The following is a 14,705-nucleotide window of genomic DNA, read 5'->3' as shown; positions in this document are numbered from 1 at the left end:
AACGACGAGGTCGTCGCGCGCCGCGCGTGCGACGGAACTCATCGTTCCGCCACCTCCTCGAGAGCCGACTCGGTGAACACCGTGAGTCGGCCCGGGTGCGTGCCGGGCGCGAGGTCTTCGGCGTTCACCTCGGCGCCGGTCGTCACGTCGACGCCCGCGAGGTTGCGGGCGGCCGTCGACGGTTCGCCGGCGGTCACGAACAGGAGCGACGTCGGCTCCTTGTACTTGCGGCCGCGGGTCGTCCCCTGGCCGGCGCGGACCTTGCGTCCGTCGTCGGCGCGCTCCACGTCCGCGTGGACGCCGAGCGCCTCGAGCAGGTCGACCACCTCGCGCGTCTTCACGAGGTCCGCGAAGTCGTCCGAGAGGACCAGCGGCAGGTCGAGGTCCTCGTCGAAGCGGTGACCGCGCTCGGCCACCAACTCGGCGTCCGCGGTGGCCGCGATGGCCGACCGGACGGCGAGTTTCCGCTCCTTGTCGTTGATGTCCTTCCCCTGGTCCTTCTCCGCCTTCGGCGGGTGGGCCTTGCGCCCCTTCACCGTCTGGGGGACGCGGCGGCCCTGCCCGTTCTGTCGGGGGACGTGTGCCATGCCGCGGCCGGACCCGGGCGACTCCGCGGGCGTGCGGAGGCCCGCGTACTCGTCCGCGCCGTACGGCTGTTTCCGGTTCGCCTGCGCCGAGAGGACGGCCCGCCGGATGAGGTCCGGGCGGTACTGGGTCTCGAAGACCTCGGGGAGGTCGATCTCCTCGCCCTCGTCGCCGTTCAGGTCGCGTACTGTTGTCTTCATTATCCTTGGTTCGACGCGGTGGAGACGTAGCGCACCTCGGGGTCGAGGCGCGGCTGGTCGTTCGGCCGGATGGCCGGGCGGAACCTGAGGAGACGCTTCGAGGGACCCGGCAGCGAGCCCTTCACCAGCGCGTACGACCCGGTGACCTCGCCGTAGCCCTTGAAGCCGCCCTCGACGGACGCCTCGTCGCCCTCGCCGAAGTCGATGAGTCGCTTGTTGAGTTCGGTCCGCTGGTGGTAGCCCGTCTGCCCCTGCTGGGGGACGGTCGAGCGCACGCGCGAGGGGTTCCACGGGCCGAGGTTGCCGATGCGTCGGCGCCACCCCTGCCGGGCGTGTTTCCCCTTCCGCTTCTGGACGCCCCACCGCTTGACGGGACCCTGCGTCCCCTTCCCCTTCGTGACGCCGGAGACGTCCATGTACTCGCCGGCGCGGAACACCTCGCCGAACTCGTGCTCGCCACCGTCCCCGACGAGGTCGAGGGCGTAGTCGAGTCGGTCCGAGAGGGAACCGCCGCCGACGCGGGTCTCCATCACGTCGGGGTTCTTCTTCGGGACGTTCGCCAGGTCGCTCGGGACCGTGTGCGTGATGAACCGCAGGTCGTCGACCGCGCCGTCGTCGACGAGCGTCCTGAGTTCCTCGGCGTCGTCCTCGTGGGTGTCTTCCGCCGGTAGATCGAGGGTCCGGTCGAGTTCGTCGTGGAACTCGGATGACCAGACCTCGGTCACCGGCTTCTGGCCGTACGGCGTGTCCTCGTACGCTCGAAGGGCGACCGCGCGCATCGGTGGCACCTCGACGACCGTCACGGGGACCGACTCCTCCATCCCCTCGCGCGGGGAGTCGGATTCGTCGTTGACCATGACGACGTGGGTCATCCCCGCCTTGTAGCCCGCGAAGCCCTGCACGACGGCCGAGCCGTCGTCCTCGGGCCACGAGCGGATGCGTGGGACCTCGCTGGTCGCGCGGGTGCGCGGGCCGAAGCCCATCGAGCCCTTTCGTGGTCTGCTTGGTTGTGGCATGTGTGTGGCTTACTCCGTTTCGGTGAGCGTGAGGGGCGAGAGGGTGGCGAACACCGCTTCCTCCGTCCGCACCACCTCGCTCCCCTGTCTCGGAACCGTGTTCAGCCAGAGGTCGAACCCCGAGTCGTCGGCTGCCCCGGGTTCGACCGGCACCTCCTCGGGCGTCATCCCGAGGATGGCCGGAAGCCCCCGCCCCGGCGAACCGAACGCGATGGCGACGTGCTTGTCGCGCAGTCGCGCGTGGAGGTCGCCCAGCCCCGACACGGACAGCGGGCGTCCGTGCCGCGAGGTGGCGACCGCCAGTTCGGCGGCGGCGAGGGCGTCCGAGATGTCCCCGCCCGCGACGCGGAACCCCGGTGGGGGGTCGTCCACGACACGGGCGCGGACGGGTTCTCGCGAAGAGACCCTGACGGTGACGCGCTCCCCCTCCGCCGCCTCCCGTCCGGGAGGCAGGTGGAGGGAGATCGGGTGTTGCAGTCCGCAATTGACCCGAACGCGGCCTTCAGGTCCGACCTCGGTCACGATTCCGTCGCGCAACTCCGACCCGTCGGGGCCGGAGGCGTCGGGCCGCATCGGCGGGAGTACGCCGACGTGCCGGAGTTCCTCGCGCATCCCCCACACCTCCTTGCGGAGGTACGGCGGGGTCGCGCAGTACTCCAGCACCGTGCGGACGTACTCGCCGCCCCAGCGGCGTTCGCCTTCCCGGTCGGGGAAGACGACCAACCGGTCAGCCCGGAAGACCGTCGCCGCGCGGGCGACGTAACCGAGTTTCCGCGTGGCCTCGCGGCCGTCCTCGGCCTCCCGGACGAGCGACGACGGCACGAGCACGTCGAGTCTCGCGTCGTCCATGTCGCTCACACCGGACTGTACTCACACACTCACGAGCCACGACCTAAAAGCACATCGGAACGCCCCCGGGGGAGTGACGCGCTCACACACCCGTACGCGGTCGGTTCGAGCGTCGCGTGGCGGCGCACGGTCGGCCGCCGAGCACGCGGCGGGCGTGCGAACGATCCCCACGCCCTCGTGCGGTTTGTCTCCGTTTCGACAGCGTTAAGTGTGCGTCGGCGGTACCGAGGAGTGCAGCATACCAAGGCGCTGGTAGTGTAGTGGTATCACGTGACCTTGCCATGGTCACAACCTGGGTTCAAATCCCAGCCAGCGCAGTTCTACCGAGCCAATCGGCGAGCAGGGGGACCGCCTTCCGTCCCCGACCGCTCCGATCTGTCGCCCTCCACCGAACGCTCACGCCGACGGTAACGAGTCGTTACCGCTGTAGCTCCCGCCTTCCGCCGAGTAGTAGCCGTTTTCCACCACCGGAACGCGGTGCATGACTAAGTGGTATCCACCCGGACGTACGAGTGCAGCGGGGGTCACACGCCCCCTTCCCTCGTGCGCTGGTGGTGTAGTGGTATCACGCGGCCGTTCCACGGCCGTGACCCAGGTTCGACTCCTGGTCAGCGCAGTTCTCCGGGTCGACGGTTCCCCCGACACCGCTCAGTCGTCCCGTCCCTCGGTCCCGTCGGCCGCCCGGGCGTGGGAGCCGTCCGCGTCAGCCCCGGTGGGACCGGTCGGAACCGCGCTCCCGTCGCCGGTCGACTCACGTTCGCCGCTCCAGCGGAGCGTGACGCCGAGGTCGTTCCCCCCGAACACGCTCGACTGCGTGTCGGTCTGGACGCGCTGCGGGGCGGGAAACGACACCGACCGACCGTCGACGGACACCGTGAACGCCGCGGGTCTCGCGAGTAGCTCTTCGAGGTCCTCGATGGCGCGGATCACCTCCTCCTCGCCGGAGCGCTCGGGCGTCGTGTACGACCCGAACACCGGGTCGACGCTCACGTCGGCGCTCCGGTTCGAGAGGACGGCGTTGACCGCGGCGCCGACGAGGATGACCAGCCCGGAGACGTACAGCCACGTCAGGAACACGAGGATGGCGGCGACGACCGACTCGCCGGGCTGGCGGCCGCTCCACTCGGTGTAGACCCGGAACAGCGACTCGAACGCCACCAGTCCGGCGGCCGCGAACAGGGTGCCGGGGAGCACCTCGGCGACGGAGACGTCCGCGTCGGGGAACACGTAGTACATCGGCAGCAGCGTGAGCGCGAGCAGTCCGGTGAGCGAGACGTAGTGGACCGCCCACCACATCGGGTTACCGCCGGCCGCCGGGAGTACGCGCTGGACCGTCGCCGCGAGGAGGACGGCGGCACCGAACAGGACGAGGACGAACACGCCGTCGCCGAGTTGGTCCAAGAAGCTGTTCTCCGACTCCGTCTCGTAGATGGCCGAGAAGGCCGTGTCCAGCCCGCGGAAGATGCGGAGCGCCCCCCAGACGAGCACCCCGACGCCGACCAGCGAGAGACTGCGCGACTCGCTCGCCCGCTGGAGTTCCTGCAGGAGTTCCTCACCCGCGTCGGGAGTCAGGGCGGCACGGACGAGCGACTCGAACGCCGACTCCAGCCCCGCGTTCTCGGTGGCGGAGAGCAGGAAGACGACGAGCAGCAGCAGCGGGAGCAGCGAGACGAACGCGTGGTACGCGATGCTCCCGGCGAGGAACGTGACCTTCTCCGTCCGAATCTCGTGGAACACCGCGCGGGCGAGCGTCGCGACGCGGCGGCGGTCGAGGTTCACGCACCCGCTTCGCCGGGGTGGACCGAGAAGGTAGCGACGCGCGGTCCGGACCGTTCGCGGGGAGTCTCAGCGTCGAGCGATGACCTCCACGTAGTGGTCTACGGCCAGCAGGTCGTCGAACGTCTCCACGTCGAGGTGCTTTCCGTACCAACCCGGCTCGCCCTTCCTCATGTAGCCGGCCTCGCTCACCGCCGAGACGAGTTCGAACCCGTTCTCGACGAGTATGCTCATCATCGACTGGGCGGCGGACGAGGGGACGTGGTTGGGGTGGAACTCGAAGTAGACGAGGGTCGGTCCCGGCGCACAGAGGGTACGCTCCAGTCCCTGAAACACCGCCGACTCGGCGCCCTCGAGGTCCATCCGTATCACGTTGACCGACTCGTGTGGGACGTCGTTGTCCGTGAGGTACTGATCGCCAGTCGTCTGTTCGACGAGGAGCACGTCTGCCCTGTCGGAGTCGCCGGTGAGGGACGCGTCGACGGCGTGCCTGTTCGACAGTTCGGACAACCGGATGGCTGTCGGTTCGGTGGTCGCGCCGAAGGCGCCGCGTCCGATGTCGACCAGGTCCTCGTAGCCGTTGAGTTTCACGTTCCGTTCGAGGAGAGCGACGTTTCCCGGTACCGGCTCGACGGCGTGAATGGTCGCTCGCTCGCCGAGGACGGACGCGATGAACAGGGAGAAGTACCCGATGTTCGCCCCGACGTCGAGAACGACGACGGTTCCATCGACGTCCCTCGCGAGCGCTCGTAGCTCGTCTCCGAACACGCCCGTCGAGACGTGTTCGTGTGTTCCGTAACTGAGCAGCGTGTGGGAGATGCCCGGGTCCTCCGTATCGAGATACATCTCGTAATCGTGGATACGTCGCCGGACGTACCGAGACTCTCGATACGTCGTGACGTCGTAGTAGAGGTTCCGACCGAGAAACAGGACTGCGAGCGCGCCGGCGAGTTTGCCGAAGTCTCCGTTCTCGACTAGCCACCGTGCTCTCGTGGCGGACATTCTGCCGACGTTCACGACGGACACGGATACCTCGAGGGTCCGCCTCAGAGTCGGGGTCGAGCCGAGGGACGTGCGCCCGAGGAACGAACAGAAGCGGGTAAACCGCCCCGGAGACCCTACGTTCGGTGGGTCTTCCTCCACGCTACCGTCGGAACTCACACTGGCCCCGGATTTGCCGAGCGAATCGAGAGTCGGAGCGAGCGAACGAGAGAGGGGAGGTGGAACGAGACGAGCGAGATAACCGGTCCATCAGTTGCGACCTATTGAGTCACACACACATAAACATACACACGACAAGAGCCGGTCGTGTCACCGCGCCCGGCGTGAGAGTTAGGGCCGAGCGTGCCGAACTGCCGGTATGACAGTCATCGCGCTGCTCAGCGTCGCGCCCGTCGTCGAGGGGAGCATGGCCGGCGAGGTCGCGAAGGCCATCGAAGCACTGGACGGGTTCGACGTGACGTACGAGACGAACCCGATGGGGACCGTCGTCGAGGCCGAGTCGATAGAAGAGCTCATGGCGGCCGCGACGGCCGCGCACGAGGCAGTCGACGGCGACCGGGTGAGCACGTTCCTGAAGATCGACGACAAGCGCACGCGCGACCAGCGGGCCAGCGAGAAGGTGGACGCGGTCGAACGGGCGCTCGGCCGGCCGGCGCGCACGCCGCCTAGGGAAACCGAGGAGGACCGCCGGTTCGACCCGGACGCCTGAGGCGACCCGGCGCGGGTGTGGTCGGTCGCTCTCGCTCGATTGCTCGCGCCGCTCGCCGACTGGCAAACTCTTTCCGGAGAAGCGCCCAACCCTCGGCATGGACAGTCTCAACCGCATGGCGGTAGAGTTGGTCGACGAGGCCATCGACTTCGCGGACGAACTCGGCGTCGCGGCCTACGAACTCGACTCGGGCGCGACGGTCGTCGACTTCGGCGTCGAATCGGACGGCGGGGTCGAGGCGGGGCTGCTGCTCGCGGAGATTCAGACCGCCGGGCTGGCGACGGTCCAGACCCGGATGGGTCGGGTCGCCGGCGCGCCGGTCCCCCACGTCGAACTCACGACCGACCACCCGGGCGTCGCGCTGCTCTGCTCGCAGAAGGCCGGGTGGGAACTCGACGCGACCGGGTTCGAGGGGCTCGGCTCCGGTCCCGCCCGCGCGCTCGTCGGCGAGGAGCGGGAGTTCGAGGCGGTCGGCTACTACGACGAGTTCGACCTGACGGTGCTGTGCGTCGAGAGCGCGACCCTCCCGGACGACGAGGTGGTCGCGCGGGTGGCCGAGCGGACGAACGTGAACGAGTCGGCCGTCTTCCTCCCGACGTGCGCGCTCGGCTCCACCGCCGGGAGCGTCACGACCGCCGCTCGGGCGGCCGAGTTGGCCGTCTTCCGCCTGCTCGAACTCGGGTACGACCCGACGGACGTGCTCTCGGCGTCGGGGTCCGCCCCCCTCGCGCCGGTCAGCTACGACGAGACGACGGCGATGGGGCGGACGAACGACGCGCTCGCGTACGGCGGCGAGGTCCACCTGACGGTGGCGTCCGACTCCGACCGGTTCGACGAGGTGCCGTCGGTCGCCGCCGACGAGTACGGGACGCCGTTCGGCGAGATCTTCGCCGACGCGGGCTACGACTTCTACGACGTGGACGAGGCCGTGTTCGCGCCCGCGAGCGTCACAGTCGACGTGGTCGACGGGCCGACGTACGCGTACGGCGAGGTCCGGGAAGACCTGCTCGCCGAGTCGTTCGACTTCGCGGGACGAGCGGCGGACGGGGACGCGAGCGACGGCGACGCCTGAGACTCGACGCGATGAAGTTCAAACTGGTTCCCGAAGCGCCCGAGACCGTCTCGCTCGTCGCGGAGGCGCAGGCGGCGGTGCCGCTCGTCCCCGGCAGCGAGGACGACTGCTGCGCCAGACTGATGCGTCGCTGCGGGTTCCGCTCGCGCGACGACGCCAGGACGTGGCTCACGTTCCTCCGCGCCCTCGGACTCGCCCGCGAGACCGACGACGGATTCGAGCGCCTGCGGACGGAGCCGACGACGGACCACCTCCGCGCGGCGCTGCTCGACGGCGCGTACGGCGCGAGCGAGGTCGCCGACGCCCTGCTCGACGCGCGCGAGTCGGCCGGCGGGGAGTCGAGAACCGTGACCGTCGACGACGCGTTCGCCCGCGTGGCCGACCGCGTGCCCGGCTGGGAGCGGAACCGGACGAGCGACTGGGAGTCGGTGTGGCGCGAGCGGACCGTCCGACTACTCGGCTGGTTCGTCCTGCTCGGGCTGGCAGACGAGAGCGGGAACGAGAACGAGGGCGGCTACGCCGCGACCGACGCACTCGTCGAGGTCGCGGCGGAAGACGGGTGAGCGTCGCGTGAGCGACGACGGACGGCCGGTCCACGCGGTCACGTTCGACCTCGACGACACGCTGGTGAGCTATCGGCGCTCGCCGGGGGAGGTGCTCGCGGCGGCGTTCGAGGCGGTCGGCGTCGACCCCCTCTTCCCGGTCGAGGCGTACTACGAGCGGTTCGCGGAGTTCAACGACCGGTCCGACTCGATGGCGGCCCTCCGCCGGGCGTGTTTCGCCGCGCTCGCCGACGGCCGCGGCCACGACCCGGAACTGGGACGGACGGTCGCCGACGCGTTCGCCGACGCGCGCGACCACGCGAACGTGGGCTGGCGTCCCGGCGCGGCCGACCTGCTCGACGCGCTCGACGCCCGATGGGTACCGTTCGCCGTCGTGACCAACGGCCCGCCGGACGCGCAGGCCGCGAAGGTCCGGGCGGTCGGACTCGACGAACGGGCGACGACGGTGGTGTACGCCGGCCACGACGCCCCGGCGAAACCCGACCCGGGCGCGTTCGCGCCCGCGCTCGACGCGCTCGGGAGCAGCCCGAACGGGACGGTCCACGTGGGCGACGGTACCGACGACGTCGTCGGGGCGCGGCGGGCGGGGCTGCGAACGGTCCGGGTCGGCGACGACCCCGCCGAGTGCGGCCGTGACCGAGCGGACCGACGGGTGGACGGGCTCGACGACCTGCTGGACGGACGGGGAGACGACGCGGTCGTTCGGTGGCGACTCGGCGAGCCGGACGAGTAGAACGGGACACCGGCCGGGACCGGTCGGTTCAGGTCGGGGGAGCTCGGGTCACTCGTCGGCGTAGCGGACGTCCGTGACGGTCCCGACCCCCTTGCTGCGGCCCTCGCGGAAGACGAACCGCTGGCCCTCCTCGACGAGGTACGACCGGAACTTGAACTCGACTTCCGTCTCGCCGGTGTCGCCCGGGAGGAGTTGGCCACCCGCCGGGTGGAACACCGCGGCCTCGCTGAGCGTCTCCAAGTGGACCACGGGCTCGTAGCCGTCGCGGATTCGCGTCGGGTGGTTGAGCACCATCACCTCGGCGTCGAACGACTCGACCGGGCGAGGCTCCGACTCGCGCGGGACGAGCACCATCCCGCGTTCGAGTTCCCGCTCGGCGACTCCCTTCAGGGCGATGCCGACGATTCGGCCGGCGCGCGCCTTGTCGACCCGGTGGTAGTGCATCTCGATGGAGCGCGCCTCCACCTCGCGGAACGAGCCGTCGGCCATCGGCCCGACGAGGAGTTCGTCGCCGGCCTCGACGGTGCCCGACTGGATGGTGCCCGAGGCGACGGCACCGACGCCCTTCACGTCGTACGAGCGGTCGACGTACATCCGGAACTCGCCGTCGGCGTCGTTCGCCCGCTTGGGGAGCGCCTCGAAGAAGCGGTCCAGGTCGGTCAGCCCGCGACCGGTCACCGCCGACGTGGCGAGCACCGGGACGACGCCGTCGCCCACCTCGTCGACGGCGGTGGCGACGCCGTGCCGTTCGACGCGCAGCGGCGTCTTCCCCGCGTTCCGCAGCATCGACTCCACCTCCCGCTCCACCTCGGCGACCCGTTCGTCGGAGACGACGTCCACCTTCGTGACGGCGACCAGGGTGGGGAGGTCCATCGCGAGCAGGATGCCGAGGTGTTCGCGGGTGGTCTTCGTCGGGCCGTCGTCGGCGGCCACCACCAGGAGACCGTAGTCGAGTTTCTGCCCGACAAGCCCCCGGATGGTCGTCCGGAGCCACGGCTCGTGACCGACGGTGTCGACGAACGAGACGAGCCTGTCGGCCTCCTCGACGACGCGGGCGCGGTCCGACTTCCGGTGTGGGTTGTCCATCCGGACGGGCCCCTCCGCGTCGAAGCCGTACACCGCGTAACTGAGGTCCGCCGAGAGGCCGCGCTCCACCTCGTGGGGCTGGACGTCGAGGAACGACCGAGTGCCGCCCTCGCCGTCGTCCGCCTCGCCGGTGACGAGCGACCCGACGAGCGTGGACTTCCCGTGGTCGACGTGGCCGGCGGTGCCGACCACGATGTGTTCGTCGTCCGTCTCCAGCATCGCCCCCTCCCGCACGGTTGCGATGCCGACGAGGCCCGCCTCGTCGGCGGGACCGTCGCCCGCGCTCCACGTCTCCACGTCGCCGATGTGCGCGTCCGCCTCCTCGGCCAGGAGCGAGAGCACGTCCATCGACTCCGAGAACTCCGCGGGCGCGATGCCCGCGATGCCGCCGTCGTCGTCGACGCCGACGACGTACAGCGCCTCGCCGTCGCCCGAGAGGACGCGGTGGCGCAGTTGCGCCGCGAGGCTCTCCATGCGCCCGTCGGCCAGGTGAACCGTCCGCGAGAGGCGGGTCTTGAACTCGATGCGCCCCCCCTCCTCCTCGCCGCGCTCGATGGCCCGCCGCAAGGCGGCCCGGTCAGCGCTCATGCCCCCGTTCCGCGCGCGCCGGCTATAATCCTTTTCACGGAACGGCTTCACATACCACGCCCGTATTTGCGCGAGCGAGCCGTCGAGACGCCGATCGATTCGACCCGCACCGGCTTCCGTCCGCCGGCGCGCGGTCGGACCGGAGGATACACGGGGACCGCCCGCGAACCCGGAGTCGTGACAGACCCCACCGACGGCGGGGCCGGCCGGCGGCCGAACGGTGGTCGGCGCCGGAACGGGACGCGCCGGCCGCGGGGACTCCGGGTCCGTCTCCGCGCGCTCTGGCGTTTCTCGTCGTCTGCTGGCGGTTCCTCCCGTTCGCCGTCGCTCTCGTCCGCGACCGGCGTCGGTTCCTCCTCGTCGGCGGCGGGCGCGAGGTGAGCGCGGAGACGCGCGAGCGCCGCGCGGAGCGCCTCCGCGAGACGCTCGTCGGACTGGGACCGACGTTCATCAAACTGGGCCAACTCCTCTCGACCCGACCGGACGCGCTGCCGGCCGCCTACGTCGCCGCCCTCTCGGCGCTACAGGACCGCGTGCCGCCGGCCGACTGGGCCGAGGCGAGACGCGTCGTGGAGGCGGAACTCGGTCCGGTCGGGGAGACGTTCGACGAGTTCGACACCGTCGCCATCTCGGGGGCGAGCCTCGGGCAGGTGTACACCGCGCGCGTCGACGGCGAGCGCGTCGCCGTGAAGGTGCTCCGGCCGGGCATCCGTCGGGCCGTGGCGGCGGACCTGCGCGTCGTCTCGACGCTCCTCCCGTGGCTGGTTCGGCTGGCTCCGCCGGGGCAGGCGTACACCCTGGAGAACCTCGCGGACGAGTTCGCCGCGACCATCCGCGAGGAGATGGACTACGAACAGGAGGCGCACAACCTCCGGACTATCGGCCGGAACCTCGCCGACGAGGACGACGTGCGGGTACCTGACCCCCTCGACGAGTACTCGACGGACCGCGTGCTCACGATGGAGTACGTCGGGGGGGTGAAGATAGACGACGTGGCGGAACTCGACGCGCGCGGCATCGACCGCGAGCGACTCGTCCGGCGGCTGGAGGAGGTGTACATGGGGATGATACTCGAGGACGGCGTCTTCCACGCCGACCCCCACCCGGGGAACCTCGCGGTGCGCGACGACGGCACCATCGTCTTCTACGACTTCGGGATGGTCGGCCGGCTCGACGCCCGCACCCGCGAGCGCCTGCTCGACTTCTACGTCGCCGTCGCGCGCGACGACGTCGACGCCGCCCTCGACGCGTTCGTCGCGCTCGGAGCGCTGGACCCGTCCGCGAACCGGGCGCTGATGGCCGAGGCGTTCGAACTCGTCGTCGAGCGGTTCCGCGGGGCGGACGTGGAGCGCTACCGCGTCGAGGAACTCGTCTCCTCGTTCCAGGCGGAACTGTACGAGTTCCCGATGCGGCTCCCGCGGAACCTCGCGCTGCTCGTCCGCGTCACGTCGGTGCTGGACGGTGTGTGCCGGACGCTCGACCCCGAGTTCGACTTCATCGCGGTCGTCGGCGACTACGTCCGCGAGCGCGGCGCGAGCGCGGAGGGCCGGCGCGAGGTGGCGGAGCGCGCGAGCGCGGAGGTGCGGGCGCTCGCGAGAGGGATGGTCGGCGTCCCCCCCAAACTCGACGCCGCCCTCGACGCCGCGGAGCGGGGGGACCTCGCGGCGACGGTCCGGCTCGCCGAGGACCGCGGCGTGCTGGTGCGGGTCGCCGGCCGCATCGCGGCGACGCTGCTGTTCGGGTCGGGCGTCGTCGCCGCGGCCGTCCTCTACGCGTTCGGGTCACCACTGGACGCCGTCCCGGCGGCGACGCTCGCCGCGGTGGTCGGGGCGGTCTCGTTCGCTCTCCTCCGGCGGCACGCCCGCGAACCGCGGACGGCCGTCTCCCCCCAGTTCACCAGACAGCGGCTCCGCGAGCGGCGCGACGGGTAGGTGGCGACGCCGTCCGCGCGGACCCGCGCCGGCCTCACCGGTTGACGAGCGACCGGGTCTCCGCGCCGCACTCCCGGCACGTCATCACCCGACAGGGGAACTGGGCGTACTTGCGGTGGTCCTCGCACGTCTCTTCGGAGCCCGTGTCGGCCATCTCGACCGTTACCTCGTGCTCCGTCTCGCGGTCGCACGCCGGGCAGTTCCGGACGCGCGAGTCGTCAGAGCCGTCCGAGCCGGCCGGCGTCGACAGGTCCCCGTCACTCATGGTCGAACGGAACCCGCGACGGTCGACGGGTGAGTCACTCACCCGCTCCGCTCGCCGCGCTCTCCAGGTAGGTCTCGACCCGTTCGTCGGCCCGGTACCGGACCGTCCGTCCCGCCTCGTCGTACTCGACGAGGCCGACGTCCGCCAGTTTCGGCAGGTGGACGTAGTCGAGCGAGAGAGTGACGTCCTCGACGGTCGGGTCGCCCTCCGACGCGGCGCCGGACTCGACGAGGTGGTCGACCAGTTCGCCGACGGGGACCGCTTCCCCCTCCCGTCCGGAGAGGTACTCGACGAGCGACCGCCGCCGCTCGTCGGCGAGCGCCTCGAAGAACTCGTCCGGCGACAGGTCGGAGTCGGACCCCGACCCCGAGGGCTTGTGTGCGCGGGGGTCGCCAGGTTCCGCTCCGTCGTCCGTCCGTACTGCGTCGTTCGCGGTCCGGTCGTCGTCCATGCGTTCGTACCCACCAGTATAGGGGGAGCTTCGCATAGTGAACCGGCTCCGTGAGCGGAGCCATTTATATCAAGTTCGAGCAGTGCGAGAGCGGCGACCGGTCACTCGGCGCTCAGCCCGACGCCGGTGGGGCGACCCACGGTGAGGGTGTTGCTCACGAGGTTGGTCTGCGCGCGCCGGAGACGCTCGGAGGCGGCCTTCGTCGAGATACCCAACTCCTCCGCGACGTCGCCGAGCGTCGTCCCGCGCGGGATATCGAAGTACCCCATCTCCAGGGCGGTAATCATCGCTTCGCGCTGTTTCTCCGAGACGTTGAACTGACCCATCTTCGGTTCGACCAGCGGGAACAGTCGGACTACGTCGAACTCGATGCCGCATTCGTCGCAGTGACCCAGCAGTTCACCGAGCACGTCCCGCGACGGGACGCGGAGTTTGAGCAGCCACTCGTCGGCCTGCGCCTCCGACTGGAGCACCGTCGCGTCGGCACTCCGGAGCCACGCGAGGAGTCCGTCCTCGTCGAGACTCGCCCACTCGAACTCGTAGAGCGCCCCCTGTTCGAACGTCGCGAGACGGCGGAGGCGCTCGACCGTCTCGTCGGTCGCCGCGGCGGCCTCGAACGTCGCGTGGTCGCCGTCGGTCGTCCAGAGGTACGGGAGCGTGTCGGGACGGGCGGGGACGAACTGCTCGAACTCGACGACGAGGTCCGGGACCGTCGACAGCGTCGCCGCGAGCAGGAAGTCGTCGGCGGGCACGGTGAACTCGACGACAAGTCGAGTCCCCTCGTCCGCGGGGTCGTCGTGACCGTCGTGAGTCGGTGACATGGGTGTCGCTGTTACGGTAACACGTGGGTGGTTGGTACGTCCCGCGTGTCTCCACGCGAATGAGTATCCCCGCCACGCCACGGACGTGTCATCGGTCCCTCCAGCGTCGGGACACGGATGCACGAGCGGCGTAGCGAGTCCGTGTGCACTATCCGGGGCCGAACTGATAGGCGTGGTGGCACTTTCCACACGGCGACCGGTATCCAGTCAGTCCCGCCTCCGCTCCCACTCACTCGGTCAGCGACTCGTACGCGCGCGCGACCCGCTTGAACTCCTCCTCGTCGCCGCCGGAGTCCGGGTGGGTGTCCTTGACCCGCTCCCGGTAGGCCCGCTTCACGTCCGCTCGCGAGGCGCCGGGGGAGACGCCCAGTTCGTCGTACGCCTCCGTGCGGGACATCCCGGCGTCGCGAGCGGGTCCGCGCGTCCGGCCACCGGTCCCGTCGGTCCGCGCCCCTCCGCCGGCGCGCGCCCGCCGACGCGCCTCCCGCCCGAACCGCGACCCCGGACCGCGGGGACCCTCGTCGGCGCTGGGACCGACGCGGGTGCGGGCGCGGCCGCCGCGCAGGTCCGTCGCCATCCGGCCCGAGGCGTGGTACCACATGAAGTAGGCCGCCACCCCGAACGGGACGGCGGCCAGGAGGAAGAACAGGGAGGTGCTCAACGCGAGCACGGTCATCACCACCGCTATGCCGGAGAACACGGCGGCGATACCGAGGACGAGCGCGTCGCGGTCCACACCCGCACTCGGTGGCGCGCGACCGTAAACCCCTCGCCGGCTCCCGGACATCCCGGTCGAACGACCGTGACCGGCCCTCGCAGGGAGGGACCTGAAGCCGACGGCGCGCCGTCACATCACACGATGAGCGTTCGAGGACTCTGTCAGGTCTGTGAGGTCGAGGAGGCCGAGTTCACCTGCGACGTGTGCGGCGCGTTCGTCTGCGCCGACCACTACGACGCCGACGTGGGAGCGTGCGTCGAGTGCGCCCGCACGACGACCGGCGGGCCGGACGAGCGGACGCCGTAGCCGGCCCGCCGGCCTCGACGGCGTGGCTGATCTG

General features: G+C 70.6%; 16 protein-coding genes and 2 tRNA genes. 8 read left to right on the top strand and 10 right to left on the bottom strand.

The features are described 5' to 3' along the window. Nucleotides 1-38: 38 nt before the first annotated feature. From rpl4p to AC6RUA_RS13770, 3 genes are read right to left on the bottom strand one after another with little or no spacing between them, the layout of a single operon-like run. On the bottom strand, nt 39-785 hold the full coding sequence (gene rpl4p, locus AC6RUA_RS13780) for a 50S ribosomal protein L4 (RefSeq protein ID WP_499813573.1): 747 nt from the start codon (nt 783-785) through the stop codon (nt 39-41). Beyond that, a complete protein-coding gene (locus AC6RUA_RS13775; protein ID WP_499813572.1) occupies nt 785-1,801 on the bottom strand; it encodes a 50S ribosomal protein L3 in 1,017 nt (338 codons plus the stop codon). Before AC6RUA_RS13775 ends, rpl4p begins: the two co-directional genes overlap by 1 nt. Nucleotides 1,802-1,810: 9 nt before the next feature. Beyond that, the gene (locus AC6RUA_RS13770; RefSeq protein ID WP_499813571.1) at nt 1,811-2,650 is read right to left on the bottom strand and encodes a putative RNA uridine N3 methyltransferase; all 840 of its coding nucleotides are present in this window, start codon (nt 2,648-2,650) and stop codon (nt 1,811-1,813) included. A 246-nt stretch (nt 2,651-2,896) separates the two neighbouring features. On the opposite strand from AC6RUA_RS13770, the gene AC6RUA_RS13765 reads away from it, so the two are divergent. Both AC6RUA_RS13765 and AC6RUA_RS13760 read left to right on the top strand, forming a co-directional pair. Then, a tRNA-Gly gene (locus AC6RUA_RS13765) sits at nt 2,897-2,967 on the top strand. A 228-nt stretch (nt 2,968-3,195) separates the two neighbouring features. Then, nucleotides 3,196-3,266 (top strand) — tRNA-Gly (locus AC6RUA_RS13760). 32 nt (nt 3,267-3,298) lie between these two features. Here the strand turns inward: AC6RUA_RS13760 and AC6RUA_RS13755 are convergent. Then, the gene (locus tag AC6RUA_RS13755; RefSeq protein ID WP_499813570.1) at nt 3,299-4,429 is read right to left on the bottom strand and encodes a YihY/virulence factor BrkB family protein; all 1,131 of its coding nucleotides are present in this window, start codon (nt 4,427-4,429) and stop codon (nt 3,299-3,301) included. 66 nt (nt 4,430-4,495) lie between these two features. Next, entirely contained in the window at nt 4,496-5,428 is a 933-nt protein-coding gene (locus AC6RUA_RS13750; RefSeq protein ID WP_499813569.1) for an FkbM family methyltransferase, read from the bottom strand. Between the two features lie 358 nt (nt 5,429-5,786). Between AC6RUA_RS13750 and AC6RUA_RS13745 the strand changes: the two genes are divergently transcribed. From AC6RUA_RS13745 to AC6RUA_RS13730, 4 genes are all read left to right on the top strand, one after another. Further along, the gene (locus tag AC6RUA_RS13745) at nt 5,787-6,137 is read left to right on the top strand and encodes an MTH1187 family thiamine-binding protein (protein ID WP_499813568.1); all 351 of its coding nucleotides are present in this window, start codon (nt 5,787-5,789) and stop codon (nt 6,135-6,137) included. Nucleotides 6,138-6,234: 97 nt separating this feature from the next. After that, on the top strand, nt 6,235-7,209 hold the full coding sequence (gene mch, locus AC6RUA_RS13740; RefSeq protein ID WP_499813567.1) for a methenyltetrahydromethanopterin cyclohydrolase: 975 nt from the start codon (nt 6,235-6,237) through the stop codon (nt 7,207-7,209). Between the two features lie 11 nt (nt 7,210-7,220). Continuing rightward, entirely contained in the window at nt 7,221-7,772 is a 552-nt protein-coding gene (locus tag AC6RUA_RS13735) for a double winged helix-containing putative transcriptional regulator (protein ID WP_499813566.1), read from the top strand. Nucleotides 7,773-7,779: 7 nt separating this feature from the next. After that, nucleotides 7,780-8,505, top strand: coding sequence for an HAD family hydrolase (locus tag AC6RUA_RS13730; protein ID WP_499813565.1), 726 nt, complete (start codon nt 7,780-7,782; stop codon nt 8,503-8,505). A gap of 48 nt (nt 8,506-8,553) precedes the next feature. On the opposite strand, the gene AC6RUA_RS13725 is transcribed toward AC6RUA_RS13730, so the two are convergent. Continuing rightward, a complete protein-coding gene (locus AC6RUA_RS13725; RefSeq protein ID WP_499813564.1) occupies nt 8,554-10,179 on the bottom strand; it encodes a GTPBP1 family GTP-binding protein in 1,626 nt (541 codons plus the stop codon). 377 nt (nt 10,180-10,556) lie between these two features. Between AC6RUA_RS13725 and AC6RUA_RS13720 the strand changes: the two genes are divergently transcribed. Further along, a complete protein-coding gene (locus AC6RUA_RS13720) occupies nt 10,557-12,110 on the top strand; it encodes an ABC1 kinase family protein (protein WP_499813563.1) in 1,554 nt (517 codons plus the stop codon). Between the two features lie 34 nt (nt 12,111-12,144). On the opposite strand, the gene AC6RUA_RS13715 is transcribed toward AC6RUA_RS13720, so the two are convergent. From AC6RUA_RS13715 to AC6RUA_RS13700, 4 genes are all read right to left on the bottom strand, one after another. Then, entirely contained in the window at nt 12,145-12,375 is a 231-nt protein-coding gene (locus AC6RUA_RS13715; protein ID WP_499813562.1) for a DUF7835 family putative zinc beta-ribbon protein, read from the bottom strand. Nucleotides 12,376-12,409: 34 nt separating this feature from the next. Then, nucleotides 12,410-12,826 (bottom strand): DUF7344 domain-containing protein, encoded by a 417-nt coding sequence (locus AC6RUA_RS13710; RefSeq protein WP_499813561.1) that lies wholly within the window; start codon nt 12,824-12,826, stop codon nt 12,410-12,412. A 101-nt stretch (nt 12,827-12,927) separates the two neighbouring features. After that, nucleotides 12,928-13,647 carry a helix-turn-helix domain-containing protein gene (locus AC6RUA_RS13705; RefSeq protein ID WP_499813560.1) on the bottom strand — a complete coding sequence of 240 codons (720 nt, stop codon included), beginning with the start codon at nt 13,645-13,647 and terminating at the stop codon, nt 12,928-12,930. Nucleotides 13,648-13,876: 229 nt separating this feature from the next. Then, nucleotides 13,877-14,383 (bottom strand): J domain-containing protein, encoded by a 507-nt coding sequence (locus AC6RUA_RS13700; RefSeq protein ID WP_499813559.1) that lies wholly within the window; start codon nt 14,381-14,383, stop codon nt 13,877-13,879. A 123-nt stretch (nt 14,384-14,506) separates the two neighbouring features. Here AC6RUA_RS13700 and AC6RUA_RS13695 point away from each other — a divergent pair, with 123 nt between their 5' ends. Continuing rightward, nucleotides 14,507-14,671 carry a hypothetical protein gene (locus AC6RUA_RS13695; RefSeq protein WP_499813558.1) on the top strand — a complete coding sequence of 55 codons (165 nt, stop codon included), beginning with the start codon at nt 14,507-14,509 and terminating at the stop codon, nt 14,669-14,671. The last annotated feature ends 34 nt before the right edge of the window (nt 14,672-14,705 follow it).

The sequence above is a fragment of the Halorarum sp. SLYT50 genome, from assembly GCF_059821265.1.
The sequence above is the reverse complement of the archived record's forward strand: the minus strand, read 5'-3'. Positions and strand labels throughout refer to the sequence as shown.